Origin of the sequence: Natronobacterium texcoconense (assembly GCF_900104065.1) — an archaeon.
Lineage (GTDB): Archaea > Halobacteriota > Halobacteria > Halobacteriales > Natrialbaceae > Natronobacterium > Natronobacterium texcoconense.
Window position 1 is genome coordinate 1,051,612 of record NZ_FNLC01000002.1, and the last position, 12,994, is coordinate 1,064,605.

The window sequence follows — 12,994 nt, forward strand, 5'->3', positions numbered from 1 at the left end:
GTAAACCGCTCCCACGGAAGCGTAGCGTTCATTACACCGACTCCCCTGGCCGACAGTAGTGATTCCGGAGGTTCTCGAGACGCTGTTCGGCGATCCGTTCGCCGTCATGAACACGATCGGCCTGGTCGCGTTCGCGCTGGTCGGTGCAGCCAAGGCGATCCGCGAACGGTTCGACCTGTTCGGGATAACCGTCGTCGGACTCGCGACGGCGTTTGCCGGCGGGATGACACGGGACCTGATGGTCAACCGCGTCCCGCTGGCGCTCCGGGCGCTGGACGAGATCGCACTCGGACTGGTCGGCGTCGCGCTGGCCATCGGGATAACCGCCGTCCTCGAGTCGCCGGACGAACACCCGATCACGCAGATTTCGGACGCCGTCGGGCTCGCCGCGTTCGCGACGACCGGTGCGATCGTCGCGACCGAGGCCGGCCTCTCGAGTTTCGGCGTCGTCGCGGTCGCGACGATCAACGCGGCCGGCGGCGGAGCCGTCGCGGACATCCTGCTCGACCGTTCTCCGTTCATCCTGTTCGACGACTTCTACGCGAGCTGTGCGGTGCTCGGCAGGACCAGCTACTGGCTGGCAACGGTCGCTGGAGTCGAGGCCGTCGCGCCGGCAGCGTGTGCGATCGTGACGGTCGGAACGCGACTTGCGGCGGTTACCTATGGCTGGTCGCTACCGTCGGTCCAGATGCTCGGGCTGGTACGTGAGCAATGAAATAGATAAATTCTATGTTCGCTCTTGTGGCGTAGATTGTTAGTGAATCGTGCAATTTCGAGGGTGGCTTTCAGTGTTTCTTTGTCTGGTTTTCGATAGATGTGGCAGCAGAACTGGAACGCTCGGAGAGACGGCAAGTCGGAGTCGAATTGTCGATTCGTCGGTGGCTTTCGCTGGCAGTACGTAGTGCTCGCCGGTGCCGCGATCAGCCAGAATAAACACGAGTGTCTTATCCCGACATCTGTTCCTCGCCCGCGCGTCAGACCACGCGAGCGCGACCGACCGTCGCGCTTGCGGCCTTTTCCCGGCTTTCACGTACAGTTCGTTGATCTCGGCCGGCACTTTCGAGTTGTGACCGAGGCGTGTCCCGTGTCCAGTGACCACAGGAAACATTGGATGCGCCGATAGACTTTCTTGTAAGGGACGGTATTTCAACGTCTAACTGTCAATGACTGGTGTTGAAACGGATATAGATGTAGACGGTGAAGTCCATTTCTCGAGTTTGACTAAAGAGTATTCAAAGATGGTTCCGTCTAATAATGTCCGATCGCAATTCTTACAGCGGTATCGCTAGAACACTTGATAGCTGCCGTGCCGATATTGATTGGGAACATCGTTCGTCGGACAGCACGTCCACGCCACCGTGCCTGCTGCGACTTCCAGCGACTGTTTCTGCCCACCAACAATCCTCTACCCAAGAGCGAATATATTAAATAATTGTCTGATTTATAGGTGAATATGAAACGGCGAACCTATCTTAGTTTTATTTCACTAACCGGATGTGTTTCACTAACGGGTTGTTTCAGTTCTGCTAGCCCAGTAGCATCACTTGCACTGGTAGAAATTGAAAATAGAACAGGTGAAGTGGTTAATATTAAGGTTAATGCTCAGAAGAACGGAACTATAGTTCACGAAGACCGTTATACTATTGATGGAGTGAAATCAGGAGAAGAAACTGATCACGGGTATCCATCGATAGACGGGGTTCAAATTGCTGAGGATTGGATGGCAGATAATGCAGAATTCAAATTCCAATTTATTATTCCAGAGTTTGAGTTAGAAGATTCGTTTAGCACTTCTGACCCGATTGGAGATTATAGAGACGCCTATCAAAGCGAACTAGAGGGAGAATGTTATTTTATTCGTGTGACAATTGGAGATGGTAGCGGTAATGCAGCACTTGATGCAGTTCCAAAAAGAATTGCTACACAGGCAGTAGTGTACGATCACGAGATTTTCGATCGGGCACACGCCGGAGATTGTACTTAATCCCTTACCAATATATTATTAATAATGGTGGTGGAGAGGATAGCCTAGTTGACTAGTTGAATACTATCTTTGTGTGTGGTTTTCGTGTGAATTATGTCGTCGTCGTCCAATTCAGGTCGGTACTCTTCTTTTCTTTCTCGGTGGTCGCCTACTCGATGTCTTTCAATATTACGCCGTTGGAGTTCCGACTCAGTCGCAGCTCCCAATGAGGTTGGATCATCACTGGGGGCTTCAACGGAAATAGAAATGTCTGTTTCAACGTTCCAAGAGCCATGTGTCTCATTGATATCAATTGTAACCTGTTGTTCAGGATCCATCTCATCAAGACGGAACCGTACCCAAGGAGAAAAAGTAGCAGCTGAGTCTACGTCATATTCTAGTTCAATAGTTTGATCTTCCTCTGGGTCATGAGTAAGCATATTATGCATTGTACTCACGTAATCATGCACATCATTTAGGGTACTAAGCGTATCACCAATTATCGGTAGTCTTTCAACGTAGAAATTCATCGCAAACATGGCAGTCTCTTTGACATAGTCTCCTATATCATAGTCTTGATATTCATCTAAGTCAGCGGTTGCACCGACCCAATCACTGGGGTCATGAATATTTTTATATGTATGAAGATAAGCTGGTTGTGAGCCAACTGAGATAGTAGTTTTAAAGTCATCAATGACATAGGCAGGATCACCATAGGAATCCCGGTCCTCATCAGAGATCATCATATCGTATCCTGTATGTAGTGCGAAATCTGTAGACCATTTACCACTTGCAGTTTCTTCCCACTGGCCACCAGGTACACTTCCTAAATTCGTCAGGATTGTCTGTAAGTTTCCTTCTAAGTATATTCCAGCGGGACCTAGAGCTTCTCGACTATCGTCATCGGTAGTATAAAAGTATGGTTCAAAACAACACTCTCTGCTATATTGGTTTCCGCCGCTACAGTTGTATTCTGTCCAACATTCATCATCATCTGATTGAACTATTTGATTTGTATTACTACTATCTTTTACTTCACCCCTGTCTCCCTCAGACTGAATACATCCTGGCCCATCATACTGCCAGTCAGAACAGTCTATCACATCATATCCACTGACCGATGATATTTTCTCATCTTCAATTGCACCAACTGTTGGTACACCAGCTACGGAAAGACTACCAATTGTTGATGCAGCGAGTATATCCCGGCGTTTCCAATTCTTCTTCTCATTCCGCCTGTCTTTATTTTTCTTATTTATTTTCAGACTGCAAATAGCCCTACAGTGAATATCTATAAGTAATTTTTGGTGGTATTCTATATTTATGAAGGACCAATGTTTTAATATTCGAGGGTGTAGAACCTGGTCTGTCTTGTTAGGTTATATGGTAATACTTCCAGGTGTATTAGTCATGGATCAAACCAATTTGAGCAAACAATTAATAACATTTCCACATCATCGAAGTTGGTTAGAAGCTTGTTATTAGGATGGCTTCCTTGCGACCACATTGATTAATGCAAATTTACGATTCACTCGGTCGTTCTTAGCGATGGAATCGTCCCCGCCTACCATCTGCCCTCGGTGTGGAAAGCGTGAGGCGTACTCGCCCAGTAAACGACGCCGGGCTGGCGGATACAGTTCTACGAATGCGATCACTGTGGCCGACGATACGATCCATACCTCGACGACGAATACGGCGTCGAGTGATGACACATTCGAACGAATAGTTACCGAACCGCCCGATTTCTGCTGGTGACGCTATCGAACGTCGACCACGTGAGCGTCTTCGGGCTCGAACCCCACGGCCACCTCGCCCGATAGCGGATCCCGCGTCCGCACGAGCAGTTCCCGGCCGTGCCACTCGAGGTGCACTCGAGTCGTCTGGCCGAGAAACTCCGCGCTTTCGACGGTTGCGGTCGTCGCGTTTGCGTCGGTATCGACCTGCAGGTTCTCCGGGCGAACGCAGAAGGCGACCTCGTCGCCGACGGCGACGTCGGTCTCGGGAGTGACCGTCATCGTCTCGGGGCCGACCTCGAGCGTGACCTGTTCGTCGACTGCCGTCACGGTCCCCGAGAGGACGTTGTTGTCGCCGATGAACTCCGCGACGAACTGGGTTTCGGGCCGGCGGTAGATTTCTCGCGGCGGCGCGATCTGTTCGGGCGTTCCCTCGGACATCACGGCGACGCGATCCGAGATGGCGAGTGCCTCCTCCTGGTCGTGGGTGACGTAGATCGTCGTGATGCCGAGTTCGCGCTGGATCGCTTTGACCTGCACCCGGAGTCGCTCCCGCAGTTGCGCGTCCAGCGCGCTCATCGGTTCGTCGAGCAAGAGGACGTCCGGACCGGGCGCGAGCGCGCGAGCGATGGCAACCCGCTGTTGCTGGCCGCCCGAGAGCTGGTCGGGATCGCGGTCCTCCATCCCCGCGAGGTCGACGAGTTCGAGCAGTTCCGCGACCCGCTGCTCGTCGGAGACGTCGCCCGGCGGATCGGCGAACTCGAGCCCGTAGGCGACGTTCTCGCCGACGCTCATGTGGGGGAACAGCGCGTAGTTCTGGAAGACGATGCCGACGTCGCGGTCCTCTGGCGGGACGGACGTGACGTCCTCGCCACCGAACCGGACCTGCCCCTCGGTCGGACGTTCGAAGCCGGCGAGCAGTCGGAGCGTGGTCGTTTTTCCACAGCCCGACGGACCGACGAGCGTGAAGAACTCGCCCTCGCGGATCGACAGCGAGACGTCGTCGACGGCCGTCGTCTCGGCGTACCGTTTCGTGACGTGCTCGAGCGAGACGGCGACCGGTGCGTCCGGCCCCGGCCGGTCTGTTCGCTCGTTCTCGAGTATAGGTCGATCAGATGCCAAAGCTCTCACCTCCGAGTCGGTCGATCACGACGAAACTGACGCTCGTGACGACCAGCAGGACGACGCCCATTGCAGTCGCAGGTCCGAGCCGACGGCCCCTGAACCGTTCGATCGCGACCGGCATCGTGAACTGGTCGGTGCCGGTCGCCAGGATCACCGTCGAGGAGAACTCGCCCATCGAGATGGCGAAGGCGAAGGCCGCGCCAGCGACGACGCCTGGCCAGATCAGCGGCAGTTCGACGTCGACCAGCGCCCGCGCTCGCGACGCGCCAAGCGCCCGCGCGGACTCGATCAACGACCGGTCGATCGATTCGAGGCCGGGCGCGACGGTGCGGACGACGAAGGGGTAACACGAGACGGCGTGAGCGGCGACGATCGCGATTGCACCGGCGACCGAGATCCGCCAGCCGCCGATCTCGAACCCGAAGACTGGCCCCCGAAGCAGACCGATGCCGACGATGATTCCGGAGACAGCCAGCGGTGCCATCAGGAGGGCGTCGACGATCTTTCGACCGCGGTACCGGCGGGTCGTCAGCACCGAGACGACGACGCCCATCGGCAGGGCGACCGCGAGCGCGCCGGCGGCGAAGATAAGCGAGTTCCGAACGGCGTCCCAGGGTCGGATCTGGAACGCCGCCGCTGTCTCCTGGCGCTCGAGCAGGAACCGGTAGTGCTCGAGGGTGAGCCCGCCCGATCCGGTGAGGCTCGCGTAGATCATGCTCAGGACGGGCGAGACGAAGACGAAGACGGCGACGACGCCGTAGACGGCCAGTCCGAACCGCGGCGCGAGTTCCCGAACCGAGAGCGACGGTGGGGACAGCGATCGGCGCGGCAGTGGGCGGATACCCCGTGATCGGACGACGTGGTTCGCCTCGTACCGCAGGTAGCCGTAGAGGACGGTCAGCGAAATGACCAGTTCGACGATTGCGAGCGCAGCAGCTTCGGCGTAATTCAGGTCCTGAATCTGGCGGTAGACGAACACCTCGACGGTCGCAAGCTGGAACCCGCCGAGCGCGAGGACGATTGGGAAGGTGCCGAACGTGAAGACGAACGTGAGCGCAGCGCCCATCAGGACTGCAGGGTACAGTTGCGGAGCGACCACGTCCCGGAACGCCCGGAACGGACTCGCGCCGAGACTGCGGGCGGTCTCGATCGCGCTCGCGTCGACCGACTCCCAGGCCGCGGTCGTCACGCGCGCGACGAGTGGCGCGTTGTAGAAGGCGTGGGCCAGCAGGATCACCTCGAGCGAGGGAACCAGCGAGACGGGACCGAGCCCCAGCGCTCCAAGAACCGCGTTGAACGTCCCGTTCTGGCCGAACGTCGCGACGAAGCCGATCGCAACCATGATCGACGGCAGGACGAACGGGAGGATCGTCAGCGCGCGCAGCGTCCGCCGGCCGCGGAACTCGTAGCGAGCGAGCAGGTAAGCCGCGGGCAGACCGAGCACGACGCTCATCAGCGTCGACAGCGCGGCCTGATAGGCCGTGAAACCGAAGACGCTGGACGGGTGATCACCCGAGAGGTAGTCGCCGGCGACGGTGAGCGGCGACTCCCCGCTCAGGATTCGGGCGAGACCGCCGAAGTAGAACGGATCACGCAGTATCTCGAGAAAGACCGAGAGCGTGACGGCACCCTGGACGTAGATCGACTCGAGGAAGACCGTCGCGACGGGGTAGTAGAACAGGGCGAGCAATACGAACGCCGTTACGACGGCGAGGCCGGCGATCGCACGGCGTTCGACCCGGTTCTGGACGCGTCGGGTAACGCCATCGGTCGTGGACTCCGGATCGGCGTTCGGGCGTCTCGAGTCGTCTCTTCCGTCGACGCCAGTCAACGGTTCGGTCGGGTTGGCGGGTGAGCGTTCGTGTCTGGAGTCGTCCGTTTCGTTCGTCATGGATTTCGGGTCGTCGATTCAGTCCGCCGGTTCGGTTCGGCCTCGAGAAGCCGACACTGTGAGGGCGTGTCGACGATCCCAACGTCTATGAACCGCTCGAGACAACTCGGTGGTATGACCGTGTTTGCACTGCTTCGCGTGACGCCAGTGACCGACGACGACATCACCGAGGACGTCGCCGCCGCCATCGACGCCCTCGAAGAACACGACGTCGAGTACGAGACGACGCCCATGGCGACGATTCTCGAGGCCGAAGACGTCCACGAACTGTTCGCGGCGTGTGCATCGGCCCACGAAGCCGTCGGGACCGGCGAGATCCAGACGCTGGTGCAGGTCGAGGAGAAACGCGAGGTCGAGATGGCCGCCGAGGACAAAATCGACGCCGTCGAGTCGGAACTCGGCCGCGAGGCTCGAAGCGAACGGGAGTGAACACGAGTCCTGGTCGCGTTCGAGCGACCGCGGTTCTCTTTCTCGAGTGCGTAACCGGGACGTGAGCGATGCCGGTAGCGCCTGCTCGTCGACCGGGTTACGGCTGGGTGTGTAGCTATACGAGACACGGAAGTAGTTGTAACAGCCCGAACGGAGCCGTCGTCAGTTCCCTCCCCAGACTTCGCGTTCCCACTCGTCGAGCCACCCGGTGAGGTTGTCCTGGAGTTCGTCGTAGCCGAAGAAGACAGTCTCGTCGGGCTGGATGGCGTACTCGGCGTACGCTTCGGGGAGTTCGGTCGTCTCGTTGACGGGACCGGTGACGTTGCGCTCGGCGATCACGGCCTGGACCTCGGGTTCGAGGATGAAGTCCATGAACTGGTGGGCCAGTTCGTCGTCGGTGCCGTCGGCGAACCGGGCCATGCCTGCCATGTTGGCGTATCCCTGATTGTGGAGGGTCGAGACCTGGTGTTTGTCGAGGTCGTTGCCGAACCGACTCGCGTAGACGCGGTCGTTCGTGTAGGAGACGACGACTGGGACGTCTTCCGATTCGAACTGCGTGTAGACGTCGTCCCACGAGTTGAGGACTCGGACGTCGTTGTCCATCAGGTCCGACCAGTAGTCGAGGTAGTCGTCCTCGCCGAACATGTCGATCGTCCAGAGGAAGAACAGCAGTCCCGTCGTCGAGTCGTGCGGGTTCGAGAGCGCGATCTGTCCTTCGTACTGGTCGCCGAGCAGGTCGTCGAACGTCTCGGGCTCCTCGACGTTCCGGCCGTCGTAGACGATGCCACAGTGACTGCGGAAGACCGGAACTGCGCGGTCGTGTGGGTCGAAGTAGTACTCGTCGCCGATGTCTTCGGCGTTCGAGAGCGCGCTCTCGTCGGTCGTGGTGAACAGGTCGCCGTCGACGCGTTCCTCGACCCGGACGAGGTTCTGTGGCCTGACACCGACGTAGAGTTCGGCCTCGATGTCTACCCCTTCGTTGTGGCGCTCGGCGTAGTAGTTCAGTTCCTGCTCGGGGAACTCCCACTCGAGTTCGACGTCGTAGCGGTCCTCGAACTCGTCTTTGATCCACTCGCCGGGACTGTCACTCGGTGCGTCGACGAACGAGGAGTAGGTACCGACCGTGAGGACTGGGTCCTCGTCGACCGACCCCTCGGTACTGCCGGTTTCGTTGCTCCCGTTGCCGTTCTCGACGTCGATTGCGGAACAGCCCGCCAGTCCAGCCGTGGCGAGTGCCCCACTCGTCGTCAGAAACGTTCGTCGTCTCATTACCGGGTGGTCTCGCCCGGTGATACGTAAGGGGATCGTTTTCGATCGTCGCTATTCGAGTTCGGTTGGAAGCCCGATATGGGGGGCTGTAGGCGTCGAAGCCTCCGAATCAGAAAACTCGAGTCGATCGGTCGCCGCGAGCGTCCGGAGCGCGTAGAAGTTCCGCGACGGTGGAACGGCCTCGAGGAGGTCCTCCGAGAGAGTGCCGTACCACGCGAGCGGGTGGCTACCCGGCTCACCCCACGCCGACCGCGGGGCGAGAAACGGTGGGCTCCAGTCGCCGTCGCGTTCCGTGAACTGTCGTTCGGGCGTGTGCCTGACCAGACTCAGGTGACGCTCGAGCGGCGACAGCGTCCGGTCGGTGACGTCGGCACGCTCTCGCGAACCGTCGGCTGCCCGGGCGTAGTACCGACGCGCGAGTTCGGCGTGGAGTCCCTTCTCCCGTCGCAGGGAGAGCGGAACGCGTTCCCAGGCTCGGACGTACGCGGGATCCCACAGCGGGAGCCACCAGTCGACGCCGGCGTCCTCGTAGGCTCGGAGGTCGCCGTTGGTGAACGTCGACATGCGTCCGCGCCACTCCCAGCGTTCGTACGCCGCAGCCGCCGTCGCTGGATCGGCGACCGATTCGGGCGCTCGAGTCCCCAGCAGTCCCCGTCGGATCCGCTCTCGAGCGGCGTCGCGAAACCGGTCGTCGTCCCACTCCCAGAGCGAGTAGTGGGTCTCGAGGACGTACTCGACCAGTTCGTCGACCGTCGGTTCGGTCGCGGCCTCGTCGACGTCCGAACCTGTGGACCCACAGCCGACCGAAACCGCAGCCGTTCTCTTCTCGTCGCCGACGAACGGCGGCAACCGCTCGCTCGGCGTCGCAACCGTGTGGCCGGGACAGTAGAGCGCGTCCGCCGGAAGTCGGCCAGCGTCGACGAGCGTTCGCAGCGCGGGCCACTCCGCGAGAAACGGGAGCGCGTCGCCGCCGAACGCCCGCTCGCGGTAGCGTCTGCAGTCGTCACCGTGGTACCACTCCCACCAGGCAGACTCGTCGTAGGGGACGAACTCCCAGTCGATACCGAGTCGGGACGCGACCTCGCGGCTCACCTCCACGTCGGGGTGGCCGGATCGACCGAAGGTGTAGCCGACCACCTCGCGACCGCGTTCGGCCAACGCCGAAGCGAGTAGCCGCGAGTCGTACCCACCCGACAGCGGCACGACGATCGGACGCGCGCCGGCGACGCGCTCGAGACGATCGAGCGCGGTCTCGAGGGCGTCCTCGAGTCGCTGCAGGTGATTGGTACGGCTGGCTCGGGACTCCGAAGAATTTCGATCCTCGGGTCCGGCCGGCCAGTACTCGCGATACGTCCGCCTCGAGATTTCGTCGTCGTCGATCCGGACGACTTCGCCCGCCTGCGTGCTGTAGACGCCACGCCAGATCGTCTCGGGACCGGTCACGTACCGCGTCAGCAGAAACTCGCTTTCCGTGACGGGATGCGTTGCTGTCTCGAGGCGCTCGCGGACGAGTCGCCCCCGATCGGAGACGAACGTCCCATCGACGCTGTAGTACAGCGGTATCGAGCGTGCACCGTCGGCGACCAGAAACGTCTTCCCGCCGTGAACGGCGGCGACAGCGTAGAACCCCTCGAGAGCGGCGGCGACGGTCGCGACGGCCTCGAGAGAGGACGCGTGTTCGGCCGCTCTTTGACCGTCGTCCGCCAGCGCGTCGCGAAACCGCCTCGCGAGGTCGGAACCGGCGAGGACCTCGTCACCGTCGAACGCCCGGCCACGGACTGCGACTCCGTCGACGTCTGTCCAGTCAGTCGCTCGCAGGGCCGTTTCCATACCCGTGCTTCCGGCGAGGCGTATATAGAGTCGGCGGTGGGGAGACCGCAGCCTGTCACTCCCGGAGTAAATTTCAAGAGTCGGACAATGGAACGCCCAAATATGGGGATGTCTGGTTCGATCGATCCCGCAGTCGTACCGGTACTGCTTCAGATCGACGCCACGATCGCAGTCGCCGCGATCGTGACCGTCGCAATGGCCGCCTTCAGCGTGTTCCTGCTGTATCTCGCGTTCGGGTCACACGCACGCTCGCTCGAGAGTCCGACTGACCGCAGCGGGGCGTCGGTCGACGAGGACTCGAGCGACTCTCCCGAAGACGTCGCGGACGCCGAGACGGAGACAGAGCCGGTAAACGAGCGCGGCGACTCGGCCGGCGGGGACTAACGACGGGACCGGTCTTCGACGGACGTGTCTCGAATTGGAATGTCCACCGTCGACGTTTCGTCGAAGTCGGCCTCGAGGCCGATCGTCGAGGGAGTCGTCGGCTCTTCGGTGGCGTGTCCGATTCCGTCGTCGGGTTCGACCCGGCGCCGTTCGGCCGCGTCGTAGGACGAACCGAGCGCGATCAGGAAGCCGGTCATCGCGGTTACGAGGGCGACGCTTCCGATGGCGACGATGGCGATCGATACCAGCGCGCCCGAGAGCACCTGTCCGGCCGTCAGGAGCGACACCGCCGTCACAGCCGCGATCAGGGTCAGGAGGCGGGCGAGCCGTCCCGTATCGAGGCCGTGAAACTGCTTCTCGCCGGTTGTGTCGCGCAGCACCGACAGGATCCCATCGTAGCTGCCACCGGCCCGTGCGTTCCCGAGCGAGTGGATCGACTGGGCGATCCACACGCCGGCAGTGAAGTTCAGCAACGCGACGAACGAGACGACTCCGAGCTGGCCGTCGACGAACAGTCCCGCTGCGATCGCACCTGCGAGTGAGAGCGCCATGATACCGTGGGTCAAGAGCGATCGGGTACCGAAGTCTTCGAGGCTGTGAGCGTATCCGGAATTCATACTACACTTAGGTTCCCGAAGAGTATAGTCCAGACGCCTACCAGTGCAACAGTTCGCAGGTCGGAACGGTCGTCGGTACCGACCTCTCCGGTGCGGGGACAGTAACGAGAGCCAATACCAAGCACCTTGGTGTTGGATACCGAACACGTGACCATGGCGCTCCCCGCCTGGTTCCGAGACCTTCCGACGTGGGCAGCCGTCCTGAGTGGACTGCTCGGCGTGCTCGTCCTGATGACGGGACTATCGATGGTTCTCGGGGTCGTCTTCGCCGGCATCGCCGTCGGCATCGAAATCGGGAGTCTCGCGGTCGGCGTCGTCGCCGCACTCCTCGGCCTGACCATCGTACTCGCTCCAGTCGTGGCGGCCGTACTCGCACTCTCGAGTGACGATGCTGGCGAGAGCGAACAGTTCGACGGCGAACGTGAGAGCACCGATCCTCGAGTCGAGACGCTGCGCGAACGGTACCTGTCGGGCGAACTCGACGAGGAGACGTTCGAACGGCGACTCGACGACCTACTCGGCGACGCCGGTACCGACCACCGAGACTCCAACTCGGAGACCAGCACTTCCTCAGAACGGTCGTTACTGGACGAACGCAACGGCTAACACCGGATTTTCAGGAACGGTTCGGTACCCGAACGTGGCTGGTTCGTCGCGACCGGAGAAAATGTGACTAGCACAATAATAAATGAGATATTGATAGATCCCCACCCCAAACAATCACTAGCTATTATATATGGAAATAATTTCGAGATATTCATGTGCCTTGATTGCAATGGGCATGGAACTGGCGAACGGCACTCCGAACGAAACGGTGACTCCAGATCGACCGCAGAGAGCGACGGGACGAACTGGAAACGCCGGTCGCTCCTGCAGGCGACGGGCGTAGCTGCCGGGACTGGCGTACTTCTCGGTAGCCAGTCCGATCGCGTCTCGGCGTCACACACGGAGTGTGATTCCGCGGATCGCTGGGTAGAGGCGGCGAACCACAGCGCTCGAGACCACGGCATCGACTGGATCGTCATTCACGTCACTGCGGGTGCGTACCAGGGCGCGTTGAACACGCTGACGAGTTCGGACTCGGGCGTTAGCTCCCACTACCTCGTGAAAAACTACAGCTGGACGGACGGACCAGAACCGGGCCACGTCGACCAGCTCGTCCACCACGACCGGGCGGCCTGGCACGCACGATACATCGCGAACCATCGGTCGATCGGGATCGAACACGAGTGGTTCGACGACAACGGCATCACCGACGCCTGTTACGAGGCCTCGGCGGAACTCGTCCGCTGTATCGCCGACATGCACGACATCCCGCTCGAGTTCTACACGAGCAACACCTGCATCCAGAACGAACCCGGCGGGATTATCGGGCACACGCACGTTCCGGACGGCGACTGTAGCAGTTTCCACCACGGCGGGCGGACCTGTCCATACCCCGATTGGGACATGGACCACTTCGCGGATCTGGTTCGCGACGGCGACGGCGGCGGCGGTGGCAACGGGTTCGAGGACGGGGATACCGTCGAGACGACGGTCGATCTCAACGGCCGCGAGGGGCCGGGACTGCACTACGACGTCGTTCGGACCTATCCGACCGGGACGACCGGAGAGATCATGAACGGGCCGGAAACCAGCGACGGCTACACCTGGTGGGGAATTCACTTCCCGAGTTACAACGAGTGGGTCTGGTGTGTCGAGCAGTACCTGACCCACGCCTGAAACGGGTAGTCCCCGCGGTGTAGTCCGCGAA

12 protein-coding genes and 1 pseudogene are annotated in these 12,994 nt (G+C 60.3%); 6 read left to right on the forward strand and 7 right to left on the reverse strand.

Annotation, left to right across the window (positions count from 1 at the left end):
- Window positions 1-106: 106 nt before the first annotated feature.
- The gene (locus tag BLR35_RS12555; protein WP_090382980.1) at window positions 107-715 is read left to right on the forward strand and encodes a trimeric intracellular cation channel family protein; all 609 of its coding nucleotides are present in this window, start codon (window positions 107-109) and stop codon (window positions 713-715) included.
- A 132-nt stretch (window positions 716-847) separates the two neighbouring features.
- Here BLR35_RS12555 and BLR35_RS20995 read toward each other — a convergent pair.
- Window positions 848-1,312, reverse strand: a pseudogene (locus BLR35_RS20995) (IS1595 family transposase); the annotation flags it as partial.
- A gap of 141 nt (window positions 1,313-1,453) precedes the next feature.
- Between BLR35_RS20995 and BLR35_RS20315 the strand changes: the two are divergent.
- Window positions 1,454-1,984, forward strand: a complete 531-nt coding sequence (locus BLR35_RS20315) for a hypothetical protein (RefSeq protein ID WP_139169286.1) — start codon at window positions 1,454-1,456, stop codon at window positions 1,982-1,984.
- A 44-nt stretch (window positions 1,985-2,028) separates the two neighbouring features.
- On the opposite strand, the gene BLR35_RS20320 is transcribed toward BLR35_RS20315, so the two are convergent.
- From BLR35_RS20320 to BLR35_RS12565, 3 genes are all read right to left on the reverse strand, one after another.
- Window positions 2,029-3,066 (reverse strand): hypothetical protein, encoded by a 1,038-nt coding sequence (locus BLR35_RS20320; protein WP_139169287.1) that lies wholly within the window; start codon window positions 3,064-3,066, stop codon window positions 2,029-2,031.
- A 654-nt stretch (window positions 3,067-3,720) separates the two neighbouring features.
- The gene (locus tag BLR35_RS12560; RefSeq protein WP_090382365.1) at window positions 3,721-4,818 is read right to left on the reverse strand and encodes an ABC transporter ATP-binding protein; all 1,098 of its coding nucleotides are present in this window, start codon (window positions 4,816-4,818) and stop codon (window positions 3,721-3,723) included.
- The gene (locus BLR35_RS12565) at window positions 4,808-6,712 is read right to left on the reverse strand and encodes an ABC transporter permease (protein ID WP_090382368.1); all 1,905 of its coding nucleotides are present in this window, start codon (window positions 6,710-6,712) and stop codon (window positions 4,808-4,810) included. Before BLR35_RS12565 ends, BLR35_RS12560 begins: the two co-directional genes overlap by 11 nt.
- A gap of 114 nt (window positions 6,713-6,826) precedes the next feature.
- On the opposite strand from BLR35_RS12565, the gene BLR35_RS12570 reads away from it, so the two are divergent.
- Window positions 6,827-7,141, forward strand: coding sequence for a thiamine-binding protein (locus BLR35_RS12570; protein WP_090382982.1), 315 nt, complete (start codon window positions 6,827-6,829; stop codon window positions 7,139-7,141).
- Window positions 7,142-7,303: 162 nt separating this feature from the next.
- On the opposite strand, the gene BLR35_RS12575 is transcribed toward BLR35_RS12570, so the two are convergent.
- The gene (locus BLR35_RS12575) at window positions 7,304-8,410 is read right to left on the reverse strand and encodes a thiamine ABC transporter substrate-binding protein (RefSeq protein ID WP_090382372.1); all 1,107 of its coding nucleotides are present in this window, start codon (window positions 8,408-8,410) and stop codon (window positions 7,304-7,306) included.
- 51 nt (window positions 8,411-8,461) lie between these two features.
- Window positions 8,462-10,240: an asparagine synthase-related protein gene (locus BLR35_RS12580; protein ID WP_090382374.1), complete on the reverse strand. Its 1,779-nt coding sequence runs from the start codon at window positions 10,238-10,240 to the stop codon at window positions 8,462-8,464.
- 102 nt (window positions 10,241-10,342) lie between these two features.
- Here BLR35_RS12580 and BLR35_RS12585 point away from each other — a divergent pair, with 102 nt between their 5' ends.
- A complete protein-coding gene (locus BLR35_RS12585; protein ID WP_090382378.1) occupies window positions 10,343-10,624 on the forward strand; it encodes a hypothetical protein in 282 nt (93 codons plus the stop codon).
- Here the strand turns inward: BLR35_RS12585 and BLR35_RS12590 are convergent.
- Window positions 10,621-11,241: a hypothetical protein gene (locus BLR35_RS12590; protein ID WP_090382380.1), complete on the reverse strand. Its 621-nt coding sequence runs from the start codon at window positions 11,239-11,241 to the stop codon at window positions 10,621-10,623. The two genes, BLR35_RS12585 and BLR35_RS12590, sit on opposite strands and share 4 nt — an antisense overlap.
- A 153-nt stretch (window positions 11,242-11,394) precedes the next feature.
- Between BLR35_RS12590 and BLR35_RS12595 the strand changes: the two genes are divergently transcribed.
- Together BLR35_RS12595 and BLR35_RS12600 are read left to right on the forward strand one after the other, a co-directional pair.
- Window positions 11,395-11,847 carry an SHOCT domain-containing protein gene (locus BLR35_RS12595; protein ID WP_090382383.1) on the forward strand — a complete coding sequence of 151 codons (453 nt, stop codon included), beginning with the start codon at window positions 11,395-11,397 and terminating at the stop codon, window positions 11,845-11,847.
- 153 nt (window positions 11,848-12,000) lie between these two features.
- Window positions 12,001-12,963, forward strand: a complete 963-nt coding sequence (locus BLR35_RS12600; RefSeq protein ID WP_090382385.1) for an N-acetylmuramoyl-L-alanine amidase — start codon at window positions 12,001-12,003, stop codon at window positions 12,961-12,963.
- The last annotated feature ends 31 nt before the right edge of the window (window positions 12,964-12,994 follow it).